Raw genomic sequence first — 19367 nt, 5'->3', positions numbered from 1 at the left:
TGGTGCTCCTGATCTGGGTGCCAGGGAATTGTGAAATTATTGCCACCCACCCGGTATGGAGCAATGCCGGACAATCTTTCACGATTGGGGTATGGATTCCACGCCGACCTCATCGCCCATTGCCCCCATTTCCTCCCGCCGTCAGTTTATGCAGTATCTCGGCGCGGGTGCGGTTTGCGCCGCTGCCAACCGGATTACGCCCAACTGGCTGACCGCCCAGCCCGTGCAGACGCAGGCTTCCCAGGCCACGCCGATATTTGATGATTTCTCATTCCAGGAAGTCGGCAAAACACTTGAGGATGCCGTGACGCTGCCGCCGGGGTACAAGTACGAGGTCATCCTGAAACACGGCGACAAGATCCACCCGAACGGTCTCCAGTTTGGGGATCAGGCGGACTATTTGGCCTTCCATCTGGAGAACGATGAAGCGGGCTGGTTGTGGATCAATCACGAGAACAGCTTCTTCCTCAAGGGCAAGGAACTGCTCAGCGATGTGGGTGGCTCCTGCATCCGTCTGCGCAAGGAGGCGGGTTCAGGGAAATGGCGTCCCGATCTGACCTCGCAGGACAACCTGCGCGTGAATGGCCTGGATACGAAGATCAAACTGTTGGGGCCGGCGGCGGGCAGCAAGGCCATGGACGGCGCTCACGAGGTGATCGGCAGCGTGGGGAACTGCGGCGGTGCCGTGTCGCCTTGGGGCACCTTCTTCAGCGGCGAGGAGAACTTCTTCCACTTCTGGGGTGACTTCGACAACCCGAAGTCGATGGACGCGCCCTTGCACGGACTGCCGGATGACCTGCAACGCAATCCCCGTCACTACGGCTGGATGGTGGAGGTTGACCCGCAGACCAAGGAGATCTTCAAGCACACGGCGCTGGGCCGGTTTGGACATGAGAACATCGCCTTCGGCTACACCACGGATGGCCGTCTGGTGGGCTACATGGGGGATGACCGCAATGCGATGGGGTTCTACAAGTTCATCTCCCGTGAGAAGTATGATGCGGCGGCAGGCAAGGGGAATCGCCGTCTGCTTTCCGACGGCACGCTCTATGTGGCGGATACGGTGAACGGCCGCTGGATCCCGCTGGATCCGGAACAGACGCCGGTGCTGAAGGAGAAGGGTTTTGATCTGGCGGAAATCTGTGTGCGCACCCGGGTGGCCGTGGAGTTTGCGGGTGGCACCCCGTTGGCGCGTCCTGAGGACGTGGAGATCCATCCAGAGACGGGTGAGATCTATGTGTGCCTTACGGCCTATGACAATGGCACAGACAATGTGGGCGCGATCATGGTGGTGCGCGAGAAAGAGGGCGACCACGGTGCGCTGGCATTTGAACACCAGGTCTTTGTGCTGGGTGGTAAGGAGGCCGGGCTGGCCTGGCCGGACAACATTGGCTTTGGGCCTGACAACGCGCTGATGGTGACGACGGACTACGAAGTGGTGGAGCCTCCGGCGAACTCGCCGCATGAGTGGTTCGGCAACAACAACCTGCTCATCGTGCCGACCAAAGGCGAGCATCGGGGGCAGGTGCGCCGCTTCATGAGCGGGCCCTGGGGCGCAGAGCTGTGCTCGCCCACGCTGTCTCCGTGCCGCACGGAGCTCTGGGTGAACGTGCAGCATCCGGGAGACGGTGGCAAAGGCCACTGGCCGGAGGGCGGCACCGCGCAGCCGCGCAGTGCGATGATCGCGATCCGCCGGGCTTAAAAAAAACGGCGAGGAGCGGAAACCGGAAAATTTGTCTGGAGCCTAGACAAATTTTCCGGTGGGGTGCGTCGTAGCGGGGAAATCGAGATCCCTCCGCTGCGACCGCCATGAAAGACGAAGAACTGGAACGCCTCTATGATGCTCATGCATCGGGTCTGTTCCGCTACTTTGCCGCCATCGTGAAGTGCGAGGCGGACGCACGGGATCTCTTGCAGGAACTCTTCATCAAGCTGGCCCGCGAGAAGGCGTTGCTGGCTGAGAGTGAAAAAGCCTGGATCTATCGCATGGGGCACAATCTGGCGGTGGACTGGCTCCGGAGGAGGAAGACGCGGGCGGACTATGAACTGCGGTCTGCTGACGAGGTGGGGACGATGTTCAGTGCGGCGGAGGATCCAGACGCGAAGGTGCTGGCGAGCCAGCTGGAACAGGCCCTGGCATCCCTGCCGGAGGACCAGCGCACGGTCACAGAGCTGAAGCTGTGGCAGGGGATGACGTTCGAGGAAATAGCGGAGACCCAGCGCATCCCGGCGAACACGGCGGCAAGCCGCTACCGCTATGCGGTGGACAAGCTCCGCAGCCTGTTGCGGCCGTTGTATCAGGAGCTGAAGCAGGAAACCTGAAACCCTTTCTGAGTGATGAACCACGACGATGACTTTGAACAAGAGCTGCGTGACCGCCTGGTGGCGGCACGAGGGCAGCGGCAAGATCCCACGCCTGCCTGGAAGCAGGAGATTCTGGCGCGGGCGTCAGAGTCGCGCGATCAGGCCACAAAGGCGGTGGGACCTCGCTGGCTGCTGGTGACTCTGGGAGGGGCCTGGTGCGTGATTTTTGTCCTCAAACTGACCACACCAGAGACTCGCGATGAGGTGGCACCATCGATGGCCGCAACGCTGAACCAACCGGGTGATGCGGATGGAGATGCCTCCCGGGGAAAGCTGCCTCTCACCGCTCTGGATGCTCTCCTGGCGATCAATTCACAAAATCAAGCTGTTGAAGTTCCATGAAAGTACCTGCTTTTATCCAATCCTGCTGGCGTCGCCGGTGGTTCCGCGCCCTGACCTGGCTGGTGGCCTCCCTGGTCACGCTGCTGGTCCTGATCTACCAATGCTACAACTGGGCTGGAGCCCGCTCCTGGGCGAAGGTGCGGGCCGAGGTGGCGGCGACGGGAGAGTCGCTGGAGTATCGTGCCGTAGTGCCAGAGCCCGTGCCTGATGAAAGCAATTTTGGCGCGCTCCCCGTCTTTAAGAACCTGACTCTCGGGAACCGCCAGGCGGGAGCAGCGGAGGCGGAAGCCGTGCGCCAGGCTCTGCGCGTGCTCACGCTGCCGGACGCGGAAGGGCCACCCCGGCCCAAGCTGGGAAACGGCCTGACCATGGGGCAGAAGACGGATCTGGCCGCGTGGACGGCGTGGATGAAGAACGCGAAAGTGAAGGAGCCGATCCTGCTGGAGGATTCTGGAGACCCGGCCCGGGACATCCTGAAGTGGATGGCTGTGCGTGACGCCATGGTTCAGGAAATAGCAAAAGGGCTGGACCGTCCTGAGGCGCAGTGGACCCCTGCCTGGAAGACACGCGATTTCCCTGCCATGATGTACTCCCTGGAAGTGCCCCACTATGACGTGCTGAACAAGATGGGCACTTGGTTTGCCCTGAGGGCGGTGGCTGCGGCGCAAGTGGGCGATGCCAAGGTGGCTCACGAATCGCTTTTGATTCTGACCCGGCTGGCGGAAGCCACCCAGCAGGATCCCATCTTGATTGGCACCCTGGTGAGCATAGCTCAGACGACCATGCTGGCGCAGGCCCTCTGGGAGGTGTGTGAGGCCCGGGTGGGGACGGTGGAAGACTTTCAGCGTCTGGGGCGTGCGTTGGGCAAGTTGAAGCCGTCCGAGTCGCTCTTGGTGGGGGAACGTGCGGAGATGACCATGGCGGTGACCTCCGTGCAAGCGTTGAAGGGACAGGAGGATGAAGAAATCATGATCGCCCTGTTGGGGCACTCGCGGGGGAAGGACATGGCTCCGGCGGTCCGGCTCATTCCGGACGGCTGGTTCGACGCCAACCTGGCCAACCTGATCACGCTGCACATCAAATATTTCATCCAACCCCTTCGCGACGAGGGGCTGGCCAGTTGTATCGACCGGCAGCCGGAGCTGGAAGCCCTGCTCACGGATGCCCGGGCCAATTACCTGTGGAACCCCAACACCATTCTGGCGCAACTGGCTCTACCAGCCCTGCGGGGCGTCATCATCCGGACTGCTTATGTAGAGACTCTGGTGATGCAGATGAAGGCGGCTTGCGCCCTGGAATCGCACTTCCTGCAGAGTCAGAGTTATCCCACGAACCTGGAGGAACTGAAGGCTGAAGGTTACGCGGTTCCCCTGGACCCTCTGAACCGCCAGCCTCTCCGCTACCAGAAGCTGGAGAATGGGCAGTACCGGCTCTGGACCGCGGGTGTCGACCGGAAGGATGACGAAGGGAAGCGTGTGTTGGATGCGAAGAATCCAGAGTCCACCAAGTACTCGGATGAGAAGTATCAGGGGGACTGGGTGTGGGAGAGGGGTGGCAAGTGAACTCGGCTGGGTGAGTCTCCGTGTCAAAAAAGGGTGCAGTGCAGGGTTTTCTCCGTCATCAAGGCGGGGTATAAGACGGAGAATCCCCGCCCGACATGATCCTGCTGAAAGCCCTCAAGAGATTCTTCCGCCCGCTCTGGTTTCGCATCGTGCTGGGGCTTGCCCTTGTCTGTGTGTTGTTGGTGGTTGGAACTTACTGGCTGCTGAACTGGAAAGGCCGGCAGATGCTGCTCCACGCGGAGCAGCAGATTGCCAAGGAAGGGGAGACGCTGGATTTCAAATCCCTGCTGCCTGAGCCACCGCCAGACAGTGAGAATCTGGGTGGCTTGCCCGCTTTCAAGAACATCACGTTGCCGGGAGCGGAGGGGGACGGGGTGCGAAAACGACTCGCATTGTTAACCATTCCGGCTCCTGCCGAAGGCAAATATACGAAACGTCCCCCCACGAATCTCTGGGCACAATTGAGCAAGCCAGTAGACCTTGCTGCCCAGGCCAGATGGCTCAGAGAGGAAGGCAGCCTCACGATGCCGGCTGACTCAGGCGATGCGGCGAGCGACATCCTTGCGGCATTGTCCGCTTCCGAACAGGACCCATTGGTTCAGGAAATGATGGCGGGCATGAATCGGCCTCATGCCATGTGGATTCCTTCGTTGAAGACCCGCGAGCTGCAAGGGAATATGTTCGGCCTTGAGGTGCCTCACTACAAGCACATCCAGGAGATGAGCAATTATCTTGCGCTCAGGGCTGTCGCAGCGCTACAGGCTGGGCAGGCTCGCGCAGCGCAGGATGCCATCCTGCTGCAATTGCACCTCACTCAGGCCACGGAAAAAGAGAGCATGGTTATCGGATCGCTGATTGCGGTAACGCAGACGGGTATCGTGGCGCAACCCATGTGGGAAATTTGCCGTGCCAGAGCGGGAACCGCGGCTGACTTTCACCGGCTTCGTCGAAAGCTTGACCAGATCAGTCTCCGCACGACACTCTTGCAGGCCTTTCGGGGCGAACTGGCAACCAGCGTAAGTAGCATCTGTTGGATACGGGATGATCCCGAGCAGAGGGCGTTGGGTGAGTTGGCGGTCGGGGAATCGAGAGAGTGGTGGAAAGACCCGCTGGTCAAAGTGGTCCCGACCGGAGCCTATGATGCCAACACGGCCATGGTGGCAATGATCTACCTTAACCACTTCATCAAGCCTCTGCGGGATGAGGGTTTCACGACGATGGAAATGCACCAGGAAGAAGTGAATGCCCTGATGGCAAAATCCAAGTCCAGCCTATTGCTGTATCCGGAACTCTTCGCGAGCCGAGTGATTTTCCCTGTCATGGAAAAGATAGTCCAACGTACGGCCTACGCTGAAGGGGTGGTGCAAATGATGCGTGCTGCCTGCTCGCTAGAGGCATTTTACCTGGTTCATGGAAGGTACCCAGAGAAGTTGACGGAGCTCACGGATGAGCATGGTAGACCGGTGTTGGCGGCGGTGGATCCGATGACAAATGGTGATGTCAACTATCAGCGTACTGATGATGGCAGATACCGACTTTGGATGACCGGGGCAGACAAAGAGGATGATGGAGGCAAGCGCGTGCTTGCTTCTAAGAATCCCGAGAGAACCAAGCTGCCTGGGCCTGACTACGAAGGAGACTGGGTATGGGATTATGTGGAGGTCAAAACTGAGCAATCTAAAGATTGAACTGCGAACAGCTTCCATGAACTGGGAGTGTCCTGGGCACGAAAAAGCCCAGGGCGGCATGAGGCCGGACCCTGGGCTTGAGAGGGAGGTTCAGGAGTGAACGAACTTACTTCTGAGTGTGGACGTAGGCGCCTTTCTTGTTGCCCACCACCACGTCAGGTTTGCCGTCGCCGTTGACGTCGGCCACCGTGAACTGGGTGCCCACGCCGGAGTCGCCGTCGATGAAGTGAGGCTCCCAGGTGACCTTGCCACCGTCACGTTTGAGCTCGAACCACCAGAGGACGGCGGGGGCATTGGGCTCGGGGTCGCCCTTGGCACCGTGGGCCCAGAAGCGCTTGCCGGTGACGATGTCCTTCACGCCGTCGCCGTTCATGTCCACCAGCTCAATGGCGTGAAGCTGGGAGAAGATGAGGCCGGTGGTGCCGGCTTCGGCAGGGGTGCCGACGATGAGGTGCTGCTTGAAGGTGCCGTCGGCATTCTGCTCGAACCAGGCGAGACCGTATTCGTGGGCGGCGAGGCTGCTGATCACGTCGTTGCGACCGTCGCCGTTCACGTCGTACACGTACATCTGCGCTCCGCCTTTGGTGGCGAAGGTGGCGTCGTGTTTCTTCCAGGCGGGCTTGCCTTCCAGCGAGGCGGGTTGTTCCCACCAGCCGCTGCCTTCCAGGAGGTCCACTTTTCCATCGCCGTTCACATCACCATAGCCAATGCCGTGGGTGTACTTCTGCCAGGCCATGCGGGGCGTGACGCCGTACCAGGACCAGGTTTGGGTGGGGGCCTTGGCATCGTAGGTGGCGAAGCCGAGGTGGCCGTTGCTCATGCAGAGCAGATCCGGCAGACCGTCGCCATTGATGTCCGTGAGCAGGGGGCTTTCGTTGTCGGTGGGGGTCCACACCACATGTTTGGCCCACTCGCCCTGGCCGCCCTTCGGGTTCTCGAACCAGAAGGTTTCCTTGCCGGGGAAGCTGACCACCACGTAGTCGGCCCAGCCGTCGTTGTTCACGTCGTGGGCAAAGGACTGGAAGTTGTTGCTGTAACCATTCTCCTGGGTCTTTGCACCCTTGAACCCTTCCAACTCCGTCTCGGAGCCATCGGCGGCTTTCACCTTAAACCGGTCGGCATCGGAGTAGATCTTGGTCTTGGTTTTGAACTCCGGACCTGCATACCAGTAGGGCCCGTAGAGGACGTCGGCCTTGCCGTCCTTGTTGACATCAGCCACGGCCACACCTTCCGCCCAGAAGACATCGGTGAGCTGCTGCTTGGCCCACTTGCCGGTGGCGGCGGGCGGTGGGGTGGACTGACCCAGAGCCGAGGCGGCAGCCAGGGAGAGCGTGAAGAGGGGGGCGAGATATGGTTTCATGAAGACAGGGAAAGCGGCGCGAAGCGCATCAGATCAGAACGGATGGGCAAAGCCCGGACAAGACAAACTTGGCGACAATGGGAGTTCTTGCGGGGTGAGGAGTTTTCCGTTTCAAGTTTTCAGTTTTCAGGGGCGGGTTCATTGGCCTCCACATGGAACGCCTGGCGGTTGGCGATGATCCTTGGATCGTTCATGAGGGCTTGGGTGATTGTGGCGGGCAAAGGATGGGGGAGAATCAGATCCAGCCCGAGGCGCAACACGAGGGCATTGGGCACGGCATGTGGGTTGAGCTCCAGCAACTTGCCGATGGCGGCCTTGATCAGAGGAAGGCTCTCAAACCCGGCTTCCCAGAGCTCTTGGACGATGAGGGTGAGGGCGACTGCGGTGCTGCGGGAGCGGCCCGCCCAGCAGTGGATGAGGACGGGTGCCTGCCGCAGGGGTTTGACCGCGCGGAGAATGCTCTCCAGATGAGCCGCCCTGGGACCATGGCCATGCTGGCCTTGCGGCGTGAGCACGTCTTCGAAGGTGGCGACGTGGACGCTGAGGGCGTCCGCCAGATCGGGCGCGGGATTTCCTGGCTCGCGAATGCTGACCACATGCCAGCGGCCCGGCTGTTCACGAAGGAGAATCTCAGCACGCTTCTGGCTTGCGACAGCCAGTTCGCGAAGTTTTGGGGGCGGAAGCATCATGACCTTTCCACCGTGGGCGGCCAAGAACCCCCGGCAAAGTTTTTTCGAAGTCTTCAATTTCGTGCTTGTCGATCGATTACACTTGTGATCGAATTGCGATTACGCGTGTAATCCAATCCCGAAATTCGTTTTCAGCGCATGCCTGCCGCCAAGCCCACTCCCCGAAGTGCCGACGACAACGAAGCGATCCCGCCGATCTCCGATGCGGAGTGGGTGGTGATGACGGAGTTCTGGAGACTGGGGGAAGCGACCGCCAAAGATGTGGTGCAGGCTCTGGAAGGGCGGCAGGCGTGGAAGCCGAAGACGGTGCAGTCCTTGATCAACCGGCTGGTGCAGAAGGGAGCCTTGGGGTTCCGTCAGCAGGGGCGGGAGTACGTGTACCTCCCCCGGGTGGAGGAGGACCGGTGCATGCATGAGGCCAGCCGGACCTTTGTGGACCGTGTCTTTGGCGGGAAGCTCGCTCCTTTGCTGGCCTGTTTTCTGGAGCGGCAGGAGTGCACGCCCGCAGAGCTGGAGGAGATGCGCAAGCTCCTGGAACTGCAACAGAAGCAACTGAGCCAGCAGAATAAACCCGCACCGGAGAGCCAGTCATGAATGTAGATCTCATACTTCCGATGCTGGAAAAGGCCGGGACCTGGGCGGGGCATACCTCTCTGGTGATGCTGCCGGCGCTGGCCCTGCTGGTGGCGTTGGGCTGGTGGGGGAGGTTTCCGGCACGCGTGCGGTTGCTGCTGGGCGCCCTCTTCCTCGTGCGGTTGTTGTTGCCCGCGGTGCCGTCGCTGGCCAGTCACCCTCTCGGCTGGCTGGAGCGTTCGCGGGTGTTGGCTGTGAGTCAGGAACCGGTGCGGCCGGATGCCCTGGCACGATCTCTCAGAGAGGAAACAGAAGGACAGGTTGTTTCATCAATACAACCACCGGTGGAAGGGCGCGATGCCAGCCATTGGCCGACTGCGGCTACGATTTTGACGGGCCTGTGGGCTGCCGGGGTGGTGAGTGTGGTTGCCTGGGCGGGCTTCTCGCATGTCATGTTGTGGCGTCTGGTGCGCCTGCGGAGCCGGGCGGTTGACCCGGAGTTGGAACCCATGCTGGACTGGGCCGCTCGCCGACTGGGTGTGGCGCGCCGTCCGGCGTTGCTTGAGGTGCCCGGGCTGCCCACGGTGGCCCTCTGGGGCTGGGTGCGGCCCTGCATCCTGGTGCCTTCACAGCTTGCAGGAAACTACACGGAAGATGAGATCCGCGGCATGTTCCTGCATGAGCTGGCCCATGTAAAGCGGCAGGATGTGCTGTGGGGCTGGGTGGGGCTGGCAGTGGCGGCGCTGCACTGGTGCAACCCGCTCGTGTGGCTGATGCTGCGACGCTTGCGCGCGGACCGGGAGCTGGAGTGCGACCGCGTGGCGCTGGCAGCGATGAACGGGGAGCAGCGGGTGTCCTATGGCATGGCCCTGCTCAAGACGCTGGAGAATCACCTCGCCACAGTGCGCCTGCCTGCGACCGCCGGGGCGGCGCTCATGTCTTTCGGCAAAAGACAACCTGAGATCCAAAAACGCATCCTTATGATCGCATCTCCGCTTCCCTCTCCGTGGTGGCATCGCGCCGCCCTTGCCCTGGTGCCCTTGCTGGCGCTGGTGACCTTCACCACCGCCCAGGCTGATGGCGAAGCCCCTAAGGAACCGGCCGCCAAAGAGGATGGTGCTCCGCGAGAAGGCGGAGTCAAAGAAGGGGATAAAGGAAACAAGGAAGCCGTCCGTGACGGAGAGGGTGTCCCCAAAGGACCCCGCGACGGCGAGGGCGTGAAGAAGGGGCCAAGAGACGGTGACGGTGGCAAGCAGGGACTGCGCGATGGCGATGGCGTGAAGAAGGCAGGCGTTCGCGATGGCGACGGAGTGAAGAAGGGGCCTCACGATGGGGAAGGCGGCAAGCAAGGGGCGCGCGACGGTGAAGGCAAAAAGGTGGGACCCCGTGACGGCGAAATGAAAAAGGCCGGACTCAAGGATGGTGACCAACCGCGCAAAGAGGGCGACCGTGATGGAAAAGCAGGCACCGCCGAGGGCAAGAAGGGCGCAGCTGATGGTGAGGCCGTGCGTGGCAAGGCGGCCAAGAAGGACCGGATCGATCTCTTGGTGGGGATTCAGGCAGACGGATCCTTCACCGCCAACGGTCAGGACGTGACGGAGGAGGTTTTGCTGGCCAAGCTGAAACAGCAGGCCGCCAACGGGAGAGATCAGGTGGTGAAGCTGCAGGCCACGCCGGATACCGCCTACAAGCATGTGACGCGGGCGCTGGAACTGTGTCAGCAGGCCCAAGTGGTCAATGTGGGGTTCGTATCGGCAAGGCCCGGAGAGGAAGCCGGCGCAGGTTCAAGGTAACCGCCACCCTACGCCCTGATATGAAAAGGCTCCTCACTACCGGTTCCATCTGGGGGCTGGGCTTGCTGCTTCTGGCCCCGCTGGCAGGTCCCTTGTCGGCAGCACCCCCGGCCTCACCCGCCACGGCAAAGGCCGCGCTGCTGAAGGCGGTGGCGTTTTATCACGGCAAGGCGTCTGCGCACGGCGGGTATGTGTACCGCTACAGTGCGGATTTCTCCCTGCGGGAGGCGGAGGGCATCCCTGGCCCGGACACCATCTGGATCCAGCCTCCGGGCACTCCGGCCGTGGGGCTTGCGTTTCTGGATGCCTATGAAACAACCGGTGACCCCGCATGCCTGAAGGCGGCGGTGGATGCGGCGCGTGCGCTGAGCCGGACGCAACTCAGCTCGGGAGGCTGGTATTACTCCGGCGGATTCAGCAGTGCTGACCGGCAGAAGTGGCTCTATCGGCGGGACGCGCAAGGCAAGCTGAACGCAGGGCAGACCGGACCCACAGGGGAAGCGGGATGGCATCTATGGAAGGTTGGCAAGCACAAGGGTGACAACCAGACCACTCTGGACGATGATGTGACGCAGAGCGCCATCCGCCTGTTGGTGCGTGCTGACAAGGCCACGGGCTTCAAAGATGAGGAGATCCACGAGGCGGCTCAGTTCGCTCTGGAGACCCTGTTGAAGGTGCAGTATCCCGCAGGAGGCTGGTCCACCAATCACGAGACCTATCCCGAAGCTCCTCCGTCGGCGTCGCGTTATCCCCTGAAGCAGGCGTCATTTCCTGAATCCTGGTCCCGCACCTGGACGAAGGATTTCACGGGATGCTATGTGACCAACGACAACCTCCATGCCACGGCGATGGATGCTCTCATCCTGGCCTCACAGGTGTACAAGGAGCCGAAGTATCTGGAGGCCGCGAAGCGCGCGGGTGACTTCCTCCTGCTGGCGCAGCTTCCCCAGCCGCAGCCGGCCTGGGCCCAGCAGTATGACGAGAACATGCAGCCAGTGTGGAGCAGGGCCTTTGAATGTCCCGCCGTGAGTGGACGGGAGTCCCAGAGCATGATGTGGGCGCTGTTGCGCCTGGCCGCGGTGACGGGAGACAAGAAGTATCTGCAACCGATCCCACCGGCAGTGGTGTATTTGCGCAAGTCCATCTTGCCCTCCGGCAAGCTGGCCAGGTTCTATGAATTGGAGACCAACAAGCCGCTCTACTTCAAGCGGGGGCCGGGAGGCAAAGGGCACGAGCTGACGTATGAAGACGACCGCACGGCCTCCAACTACGGCTGGCTCTGGGAGCCGGAGCTGGATCTGATCCAGGCGGCCTGGCAACGGATCAATCAAGGCACGCCGGTGCCAGGTTTCGTCCAATCCAAGGCTCCCGCCAAGCTACCCACGGATGCGGAGGTCGCCGACATCGTGGCGGCCCTGGATAGCCAGGGGGCATGGACGGAGAAGGAGGGGGACCGTGGCATCATGCGTGATGCGAACGGGAAAAAGACGACTCCGCCCGGAGGCGTGATCTACAGCGAGACCTTTGTGAAGAATGTGCAGACGCTCTGTGCCTGGCTGGGCAAGCAGCGCTGAGCTCTCCTGGCTTTGGTCAATGAACGCAATACCAACTGCTGCCTGATATGAATGCATGGCTGATCCGGCTCGGAATGACCTTCGGGGTGACATTGGCAGCACCGGGTGGGATGGCCTTGGCCAAGGAAAAGGAGATCCCTTGGTCTTTCCGCCCCTTGTACCGGCCTGCGGTGCCGGCGCCCCAGGCGGTGAATTGGGTGAAGGGCGATCTGGACCGCTTCATTTTGTTGCGCCTGGAGGCCAAAGGCATTCAACCCAATCCGGATGCTGGCCGCGAGCTGCTGCTGCGTCGTGCGACTTATGATCTGACCGGTCTCCCGCCCACGGAACGGGAGATGGATGAGTTTCTTCAAGATCGGTCGCCGGACGATGTGGCTTTTGCCAAGGTGGTGGACCGCTTGCTGCAGTCACCCCGGTTTGGTGAACGGTGGGGGCGTCACTGGCTGGATGTAGTGCGGTACTCCGACAGCGTGGGGCGCACGATGAATGCCGCTTTTCCGTTTGCCCGTCGTTACCGCGACTACGTCATTGATGCCTTCAACCAGGACAAGCCGTATCAACGCTTCATTGCGGAGCAGGTGGCGGGGGATCTGCTGCCGGCCTCAACGCCAGCCCAACGCTCTGAACAACTGATCGCCACGGGACTGCTCACCATGGCGTCGCTGGATTTGTCTGAAGGGGGCGAGTTGTTTCGATTGGATCGGGTGGACGACCAGATCGACGTGACGACTAGGGCCTTCATGGGGCTGACGATGAGCTGCGCGCGGTGCCATGACCACAAGACGGATCCGGTGACGCAGCGGGACTACTACGCCCTGGCGGGCATCTTCTACAGCACGCAGACCTGGTCAGGACAACGCCCCAAGGGCGATCTAGGAGCCAACGGGTATGTGGATGAGGAGGCGCTGCTGCGCGTGCCGGTGGTGAAGCAGGTGGCATCTGCGGTGGCGACCAGTGTGGATGGGAAGCCTGCATCCGGGCAAGCGGGCATGGAGGAGCAGGATGGTGGCTCCATGGCGGCCATGGAGATGAAGCAGCCATCGCGGGGTTATCCGGTGTACTTCCGCTACGATCCCACCCGGGCGATGGGGGTGGAGGAGGGTGAGATGGAAGATTGTCCCATTGCAATCAAAGGAGATGCCTATGATCGGGGAGAGGCACCGGCGCGAGGCACGTTGGCCATTCCCCAGTTGCCCAAGTTCCCTGCGGTGGATGCAAAGGCGAGCGGCAGGATGGAACTGGTCCGTTGGTTGACCCAGCCCAATCACCCGCTCACCGCTCGCGTGATGGTGAACCGCATCTGGCAGCACCTCTTTGGTCGGGGCATCGTGAGATCGGTGGATGATTTCGGCCAGACAGGAGATGCGCCTACGCATCCGGAACTGCTGGACCATCTGGCTGTGCGGTTCGTGGAAAAAGGATGGTCGGTCAAAGGCATGATCCGCACCGTGATGCTGAGCCGCACCTATCGGATGAGCAGTCGCGGGGATGCGGCCCGGGAGCAGGTGGACGGGGCCAACGATCTCTTCTGGAGGATGAACTCCCGCCGACTGGAGGCGGAAGCCATTCGCGACAGCCTCTTCTTTGTGGCGGGCACGTTGGTGGAACTGAGGCCGACTGGGGTGCAGGTGGCAGGATTTGGTGGGAAGGGTCGCGAGGCCAGACTACGCAGTCTGGTGGAGGAGGACGAGCCGTATCGCAGTGTGTACCTGCCAGTGTTGCGGTCTCTGCTGAGCCCCATGCAGGAGACATTCGACTTCCCAGATCCCAGCCAGATCAAAGGCCAGCGGGAGGTGACCACGGTCTCTCCCCAGGCGCTGTTTCTGCTGAACAGTGATCTGGCGGTGCGGCTGGCTCAAGAGGCAGCGGACCGGCTGCTGAAAGATGAATCCCTCCGTGATGATGCCGCACGTGTACAGGCCGGGTGGCGGAGGGTGCTGGGGCGCAAACCGGACTCCCAGGAGGTGCAGGCAGCCATGGCCCTGATGAAGGACTTGTCCGGCAGCGGACTCGCAGAGCGGGAGGTCTGGGCCGCCTTTGTGCAGGGGCTGCTGTGCAGCGCAGAGTTCCGTTATGTGCTTTGACTTGAGTTTCATTGAACCAATCGTCTTTCTCCCGCCACCAGCATGAACTTCCGAACCTGCTCCAACACCGTCCTGACCCAGACCCGGCGGGGCTTCCTTCAGCAGACGAGCGCGGGATTTGGCTGGCTGGCGCTGGCGGCCATGGCCGGTCAGAGAGTCTATGGTCAGCAGGGCAGTGAGCCGGCTTCTCGCTATGTGAACCCTCTGGCCCCCAAGACGCCGCATTTCCCGGCCAAGGCGAAGCGGGTGATCTTTCTCTACATGCAGGGCGGTCCCAGTCACATGGAGACCTTTGACTGGAAACCAGGGATGGTAGGGAAGGAGGGGGGCAATCACGCCCTGCTCGGGCCGGTGCTGAAATTCAATCCTTCGGGCCAGAGCGGGCTCATGATTTCCGAGGCGTTTCCAGAGCTGGCAAAGCATGCGGATGAGCTTTGCCTGCTGAATGGATGTCAGACACGCACGCCCTCGCATTCCCAGGCCACGGTGGCGTTGCACACGGGCAATGACATGTTTGTCCGGCCCTCCATGGGAGCGTGGACTGTTTATGGTCTGGGCACGGAGGCGCAGGATCTGCCGGGCTACATCACTATCGATCCGCCGCACGATCAGGGAGGGGCGATGAACTATGGTTCGGCGTTTCTCCCGGCCACATTTCAGGGCACGCGCATCCGCACCGGCCAGCAGGCGCTGCCGAATCTGGACCCGCATCTTTCCCTGTCGGCCCAACGCAGGCAGGTGGACTTTGTGCAGAAGCTGAACCGTCGTCTGCTGCAGCAGCATGATCCTGCGAACCCGGAACTGGAAGGCGTGATCCAGTCCATGGAGCTGGCGTGCCAGATGCAGATCTCGGTGCCGGGCGTCTTGGACCTGGACAGGGAGCCGGAGTCCATGCGGGCCCTCTATGGATTAGGAAACAACGAAACCGCCAGGTTTGGCACCCAGTGCCTGATGGCAAGACGTCTGGCGGAGAAGGGCGTGCGCTTCATCCAGATCACGCATGGTGGATGGGATCATCACAACAACCTGCGCACCGGGACCCTGGGCCGGGCTGCCTCCATCGACCTGCCCATCGCCGGTCTGCTCACGGATCTCAAACAACGGGACATGCTAAAGGACACGCTGGTGTTGTGGGGTGGGGAGTTCGGTCGCGGTGCTTATGATGACAAAGGCAATGGCGACGGTCGCGGCCACAATGCCAAGGGTTTCAGCATGTGGATGGCAGGCGGCGGTGTGAAGGGCGGCATGCGGCACGGTGCCACGGATGAAACGGGTGCCGAGGCCGTCTCCGGCATCATCGGCACACATGATCTGCACGCCACGATGTTGCATCTGCTGGGCCTGGATCACGAGATCCTGACCTACAAGTATGCTGGGCGGGATTTCCGGCTGACGGATGTGTCGGGAAGGGTGGCGATGGAGGTGGTGGGGTGAGAGAGGGAAGAGGGGTAAGGAAAAAGGGATAAGGGAAATTCGAACCCGCAGGGTTCTACTGCGGAGTGGTAGGCCTGAGGGGACAAGCGGCGATGGGCGGGATGTCGTGGAAAGGCGTCAGGGGTGGGCAATGTGATGGGCCTACCGCTCCGCGGTAGATAGCCTGGTGTGAGCGTACCATGGGTTGCACTCGCTACGCTCGTTTCACCGCATGGCTATTCATGGTGAACCCTCCGGGTTCGAGCTTCGATGTGGCGACAAGAGTTGCGATTGCAAGGGCGTCGGTTTGGCCATCATCGGGCCATTAGCCATCTCAAGTCTTGGGTCTTGAATTTCTAGCGAAGCGCATGCGGGCGAGGTTATGGGGTCGGAGTTCTCTGACGCCAAGGGCGTCAAACATACTAGCCCAGGGTAAGGCGAGGTACGAGCCGCCACCCTGGGTTCATGGGCAGGCGCACCGGAACTCCGAAGTGAGTTCTACAGACCGTGACTATATCCCTGAGGTGTTCACCGCATGCAGGAGAGCCGTCTCCGGGTGATCTGGACGGTTGGTAGAACTCCCTTGGAGTTCCAGCGCTTTCGTGTGCGACCCGGGGTGGCGACCGCTTCGCGGTCTGATCCCGCGACTGCGGGACTGTTTTGTATCACGCCGTTGGCGTGGCGTTGCCTCTGTGCAAACCCAGGAGCAACCTCCGCTTGGGTTCTGTATTCTGTTAACCTGACGCGCTTCCGCAGAGCGGCTCACCCTCTTGGGTGAAACTTGCGGTGCGTATCCTTGAGCCGCTTCTGATCCACATGGGTGTAGATCTGGGTGGTGGCGATGTCGGCGTGGCCGAGCATCTCCTGGATGACCCGGAGGTCGGCACCATTGCCGAGCAGGTGGGTGGCGAAGGAGTGGCGCAGGAGGTGCGGGTAGATGCGATCGGCATCCATGCCGGCGGCAGTGGCGCGCTCTTTGACGATCTGCCACACGCGCGCTGTCGTGAGTTGGCCGCCATTGCGGTTTAGGAAGATGAAGCTCTTGGTTTTGGGCTTCACGAGATTGGGGCGGGCGGAGTCGAGGTAGCGGGATATCGCGTCTCGGGCCGCGGCGCCTACGGGCACGAGGCGGGTTTTGTTTCCTTTGCCCGTGACGCGCACCCAGCCTTCTTCCAGGCTGAGATTCTCCAGGCGTGAGCCTGTCACCTCACTGATACGCAAACCACTGGCGTAGAAAATCTCCAGGATGGCGCGGTCCCGAAGGTCGAGGGGCTCCTGACCGGTTACGGATTCCAGGAGGCGACGCACCTCGGGTTCATTGAGCGTGTCAGGCAGGGACTGCTCCACACGGGGTGGCAGCACTGGTTCGGCCGGGTCGCCCACGCGGCGACCTCGGGCGGCCAGCCAGCGGAAGAAAATCTTCACTGCGATCAGTTCCACGCGCAGGCTGGAGGGGATGAGCCCATCCCCCTTGCGATGACCCAGGAAACCGCTGATGTGCTGGGTGGTGACGCTGGCGATATCCTCCGACTCATGCTCACGACGATACCAAGACGCAAAGGTCTCCAGCACGCGCCTCACGAGCAGTTGGTAGTTCACCGACAGCCCGCGCTCTGTAGCAAGGTGGAGGAGGAAGGCGTCAATGTGAGGCGTCACGCCTCATGAATGGCCTAAGGGAAGCAACCCGGCAAGTGCGGTTGCGGACGCGAGGTATGCGCGAGCGTGACCTGCACGATCGGCGCCCTCACTAAGAAACTGCCGAAGGAGCCGAGTCTTGCCCGCCAGCCGTCTGGCTCACCGTGCGGACAAAACGCCGAGCGGATCCGGCCTTGGGCTGGGCCGTGGGAGCGAAACGACGATGGCGCAAGCAGGGAACTTCCTCCGTCTTGCGCTCCGGCATGGTGGCTGCGGCGCGAACACCTGCTGCGGTGGGAAGAGAACGGACGGCATCCAGCCAGCCCGTGGCCACCGCCGACGCTGATGCAGAAGGAACAGGGGACGCAGTCATGCACGATTAGCAGGTTGAATTTTAAGCAAGCATCGAAGCGCCTGCATACTTGGTATTAGTAGGGGTAATAAATGCGATAGCAAGCATTAATGTTTGGCGAATTGGTAAGCAAAACCAAAGCACCTCTCGGAAGGCTGAGCCTGAGGCTCGGGACCCGTTGTTCGGCGCCGCCACACGATGCCCAGGTTATCTGTGGCGAATTGTCGCGGATGACACCGCGATGTGGCCTCGCATAAATGGCTTTGGATCAACTCATTAAGTGAGAGCTCGGCGGCCGGGAAACGCTGTTTCTTTGCACACTGCAATAACTTGTCGTTGGCAAAATCAGTGGGTTGTTCCACTCTGTTCACACGCCAGAAACGATCACTGGCAAACCCCCAAGTGCCCCAGCTTTCCGCATCCCCCCCGCCCGCGGCTGCCGCAGCCGACAAGCAGATTGTTTTTCAGGCCCGGCAGCTCAAAAAAGTCTATCACACCGGCGAACTCGACGTTGTCGCCCTGCATGGAGTGAATCTGGACTTCTATTCCAGTGAACTGGTCGTTCTGCTCGGAGCCTCCGGCAGTGGCAAGTCCACCCTGCTCAACATCCTGGGAGGGCTGGATGTGCCGAGCTCAGGCTCCCTCCACTACAAAGGATGGGAACTGACCGATGCGGAGGAAAATACCCTCACCCTGTTCCGTCGGAACTGCGTGGGATTCGTGTTCCAGTTTTACAACCTTATCCCCAGCCTGACGGCGCGGGAGAATGTGGCGCTCATCACCGACATTGCCCGCGATCCCATGAAGCCGGAGGAAGCCTTGGATCTGGTGGGACTTTCGGCGCGCATGGACCACTTCCCCTCCCAGCTCTCCGGGGGCGAGCAGCAGCGTGTCGCCATTGCTCGGGCCATCGCGAAGCGGCCCGAGGTGCTGCTGTGCGACGAACCCACCGGAGCTCTGGACGTGCACACCGGCATCACCGTATTGGAGGCGGTGGAGCGCATCAACCGCGAACTGGGCACACTGACCGTGATCATCACCCACAACGCCGCCATGGCCGAGATGGCGGACCGCGTGCTCCACCTCTCTGACGGGCAGATTGTAAAGTCCCGCGTCAACGAGACCCGGATGCCGGTATCGAAGCTGGAATGGTAGTCCCCGCCACAGGCGGGAATTATAAATTAAGAATGATAAATTATAAATTAGGAAACAACCAAATGCTTCCCAGTAGGTTGCCGGTGGGAAGCTCCATTTATCATTCATAATTCATCATTTCTCATTTCCACCGATGCTCTCTCCTCTTGACCGCAAGCTGTTCCGCGACCTGAGCCGCATGAAGGGCCAGATGGTGGCGGTGAGCCTGGTCATGGCATGTGGTCTGGCGATGATGGTGATGACGCGGAGCCTCATCCTCACGCTGGACTCCACGAGGGAGGCCTACTATCAGCGCTACCGGATGGCGGATGTGTTTGGTTCGCTGAAACGGGCGCCGCTCGCCATGGCGGACCGGCTGGCGGCGATCCCGGGCGTGACGGCCGTGGAACCGCGCGTGGTGCTGGATGTGACGCTGGACCTGCCCGGCCTGGCGGAGCCGGCCACGGGGCACATTGTCTCCCTGCCAGAGGACAAGCCGCAGGTGTTGAACCAGCTCTTCCTCCGCATGGGGCGCATGCCCCGCCTGGATGAGCGGCGGGAGGTGGTGGTGAGCGAGGCCTTTGCGCAGGCGAATTTCCTGAAACCTGGGGATTCGGTCTCTGCGGTCATCAACGGACGGCGGGACACCCTGGTGATCACCGGCATTGCGTTGTCGCCAGAGTTTGTATTCGAAGCGCGAGCGGGTGAAACCCTGCCGGACAACAAGCGGTACGGCGTCTTCTGGATGAACTACCGCGCCGTGGCGGTGGCGTACAACATGGACGGCGCCTTCAATGATTTCTG

Annotated in this window: 16 protein-coding genes; 12 read left to right on the top strand and 4 right to left on the bottom strand. The window is 61.3% G+C overall.

All coding sequences use genetic code 11. The annotated features are described in order from the left end of the window. Positions 1-91: 91 nt before the first annotated feature. The 5 genes from BV106_RS03525 to BV106_RS03505 all read left to right on the top strand — a co-directional run bounded on the left by BV106_RS03525 (position 92) and on the right by BV106_RS03505 (position 5956). Positions 92-1702 carry an alkaline phosphatase PhoX gene (locus BV106_RS03525; protein ID WP_038160575.1) on the top strand — a complete coding sequence of 537 codons (1611 nt, stop codon included), beginning with the start codon at positions 92-94 and terminating at the stop codon, positions 1700-1702. 107 nt (positions 1703-1809) lie between these two features. After that, complete coding sequence (locus tag BV106_RS03520) at positions 1810-2322, top strand: sigma-70 family RNA polymerase sigma factor (protein ID WP_038160572.1); 513 nt, start codon at positions 1810-1812, stop codon at positions 2320-2322. 15 nt (positions 2323-2337) lie between these two features. Further along, the gene (locus BV106_RS03515) at positions 2338-2706 is read left to right on the top strand and encodes a hypothetical protein (RefSeq protein WP_038160570.1); all 369 of its coding nucleotides are present in this window, start codon (positions 2338-2340) and stop codon (positions 2704-2706) included. Further along, complete coding sequence (locus BV106_RS03510; RefSeq protein ID WP_038160568.1) at positions 2703-4268, top strand: hypothetical protein; 1566 nt, start codon at positions 2703-2705, stop codon at positions 4266-4268. Before BV106_RS03515 ends, BV106_RS03510 begins: the two co-directional genes overlap by 4 nt. 95 nt (positions 4269-4363) lie before the next feature. Continuing rightward, complete coding sequence (locus BV106_RS03505; RefSeq protein ID WP_038160566.1) at positions 4364-5956, top strand: hypothetical protein; 1593 nt, start codon at positions 4364-4366, stop codon at positions 5954-5956. A 106-nt stretch (positions 5957-6062) separates the two neighbouring features. Here the strand turns inward: BV106_RS03505 and BV106_RS03500 are convergent, their stop codons facing one another. Both BV106_RS03500 and BV106_RS03495 read right to left on the bottom strand, forming a co-directional pair. Next, positions 6063-7316, bottom strand: coding sequence for an FG-GAP-like repeat-containing protein (locus tag BV106_RS03500; protein WP_038160564.1), 1254 nt, complete (start codon positions 7314-7316; stop codon positions 6063-6065). A 119-nt stretch (positions 7317-7435) separates the two neighbouring features. After that, positions 7436-8005, bottom strand: a complete 570-nt coding sequence (locus tag BV106_RS03495; protein WP_038160562.1) for a hypothetical protein — start codon at positions 8003-8005, stop codon at positions 7436-7438. Positions 8006-8143: 138 nt separating this feature from the next. On the opposite strand from BV106_RS03495, the gene BV106_RS03490 reads away from it, so the two are divergent. Genes BV106_RS03490 through BV106_RS03470 form a run of 5 tightly spaced genes read left to right on the top strand, consistent with a single transcriptional unit; the run spans position 8144 to position 15463 of the window. Continuing rightward, positions 8144-8599 carry a BlaI/MecI/CopY family transcriptional regulator gene (locus tag BV106_RS03490; RefSeq protein WP_051944957.1) on the top strand — a complete coding sequence of 152 codons (456 nt, stop codon included), beginning with the start codon at positions 8144-8146 and terminating at the stop codon, positions 8597-8599. Further along, a complete protein-coding gene (locus BV106_RS03485; protein ID WP_081891492.1) occupies positions 8596-10371 on the top strand; it encodes a M56 family metallopeptidase in 1776 nt (591 codons plus the stop codon). The genes BV106_RS03490 and BV106_RS03485 overlap by 4 nt, the downstream gene beginning before the upstream one ends. A gap of 20 nt (positions 10372-10391) precedes the next feature. Next, positions 10392-11945 carry a pectate lyase gene (locus BV106_RS03480; protein ID WP_051944955.1) on the top strand — a complete coding sequence of 518 codons (1554 nt, stop codon included), beginning with the start codon at positions 10392-10394 and terminating at the stop codon, positions 11943-11945. A gap of 47 nt (positions 11946-11992) precedes the next feature. After that, entirely contained in the window at positions 11993-14029 is a 2037-nt protein-coding gene (locus tag BV106_RS03475; protein ID WP_051944951.1) for a DUF1549 and DUF1553 domain-containing protein, read from the top strand. A 42-nt stretch (positions 14030-14071) separates the two neighbouring features. Beyond that, positions 14072-15463: a DUF1501 domain-containing protein gene (locus tag BV106_RS03470; RefSeq protein ID WP_051944949.1), complete on the top strand. Its 1392-nt coding sequence runs from the start codon at positions 14072-14074 to the stop codon at positions 15461-15463. Between the two features lie 741 nt (positions 15464-16204). On the opposite strand, the gene BV106_RS03465 is transcribed toward BV106_RS03470, so the two are convergent. Both BV106_RS03465 and BV106_RS03460 read right to left on the bottom strand, forming a co-directional pair. After that, positions 16205-17098, bottom strand: coding sequence for a site-specific tyrosine recombinase (locus BV106_RS03465; protein WP_038160557.1), 894 nt, complete (start codon positions 17096-17098; stop codon positions 16205-16207). Between the two features lie 91 nt (positions 17099-17189). Then, a complete protein-coding gene (locus tag BV106_RS03460) occupies positions 17190-17450 on the bottom strand; it encodes a hypothetical protein (protein WP_265595298.1) in 261 nt (86 codons plus the stop codon). Positions 17451-17831: 381 nt separating this feature from the next. Between BV106_RS03460 and BV106_RS03455 the strand changes: the two genes are divergently transcribed. Both BV106_RS03455 and BV106_RS03450 read left to right on the top strand, forming a co-directional pair. Beyond that, entirely contained in the window at positions 17832-18584 is a 753-nt protein-coding gene (locus tag BV106_RS03455) for an ABC transporter ATP-binding protein (RefSeq protein ID WP_051944946.1), read from the top strand. A gap of 133 nt (positions 18585-18717) precedes the next feature. Beyond that, the coding region (locus tag BV106_RS03450) for an ABC transporter permease (RefSeq protein WP_038160553.1) at positions 18718-19367 on the top strand (650 nt) is incomplete at its 3' end.

Origin of the sequence: Verrucomicrobium sp. BvORR106 (genome assembly GCF_000739655.1) — a bacterium.
Classification (GTDB): domain Bacteria; phylum Verrucomicrobiota; class Verrucomicrobiia; order Verrucomicrobiales; family Verrucomicrobiaceae; genus Verrucomicrobium.
Note: the sequence above shows the minus strand (reverse complement) of the source record. Positions and strands in the feature narration are given on the sequence as shown.

Coding starts and splice junctions, on each gene's coding strand:
- BV106_RS03525 (WP_038160575.1), top strand. CDS start 92: ATGGATTCCACGCCGACCTCATCGCCCATTGCCCCCATTTCCTCCCGC.
- BV106_RS03470 (WP_051944949.1), top strand. CDS start 14,072: ATGAACTTCCGAACCTGCTCCAACACCGTCCTGACCCAGACCCGGCGG.
- BV106_RS03515 (WP_038160570.1), top strand. CDS start 2,338: ATGAACCACGACGATGACTTTGAACAAGAGCTGCGTGACCGCCTGGTG.
- BV106_RS03475 (WP_051944951.1), top strand. CDS start 11,993: ATGAATGCATGGCTGATCCGGCTCGGAATGACCTTCGGGGTGACATTG.
- BV106_RS03495 (WP_038160562.1), bottom strand. CDS start 8,005: ATGATGCTTCCGCCCCCAAAACTTCGCGAACTGGCTGTCGCAAGCCAG.
- BV106_RS03505 (WP_038160566.1), top strand. CDS start 4,364: ATGATCCTGCTGAAAGCCCTCAAGAGATTCTTCCGCCCGCTCTGGTTT.
- BV106_RS03520 (WP_038160572.1), top strand. CDS start 1,810: ATGAAAGACGAAGAACTGGAACGCCTCTATGATGCTCATGCATCGGGT.
- BV106_RS03490 (WP_051944957.1), top strand. CDS start 8,144: ATGCCTGCCGCCAAGCCCACTCCCCGAAGTGCCGACGACAACGAAGCG.
- BV106_RS03510 (WP_038160568.1), top strand. CDS start 2,703: ATGAAAGTACCTGCTTTTATCCAATCCTGCTGGCGTCGCCGGTGGTTC.
- BV106_RS03500 (WP_038160564.1), bottom strand. CDS start 7,316: ATGAAACCATATCTCGCCCCCCTCTTCACGCTCTCCCTGGCTGCCGCC.
- BV106_RS03480 (WP_051944955.1), top strand. CDS start 10,392: ATGAAAAGGCTCCTCACTACCGGTTCCATCTGGGGGCTGGGCTTGCTG.
- BV106_RS03460 (WP_265595298.1), bottom strand. CDS start 17,450: ATGACTGCGTCCCCTGTTCCTTCTGCATCAGCGTCGGCGGTGGCCACG.
- BV106_RS03485 (WP_081891492.1), top strand. CDS start 8,596: ATGAATGTAGATCTCATACTTCCGATGCTGGAAAAGGCCGGGACCTGG.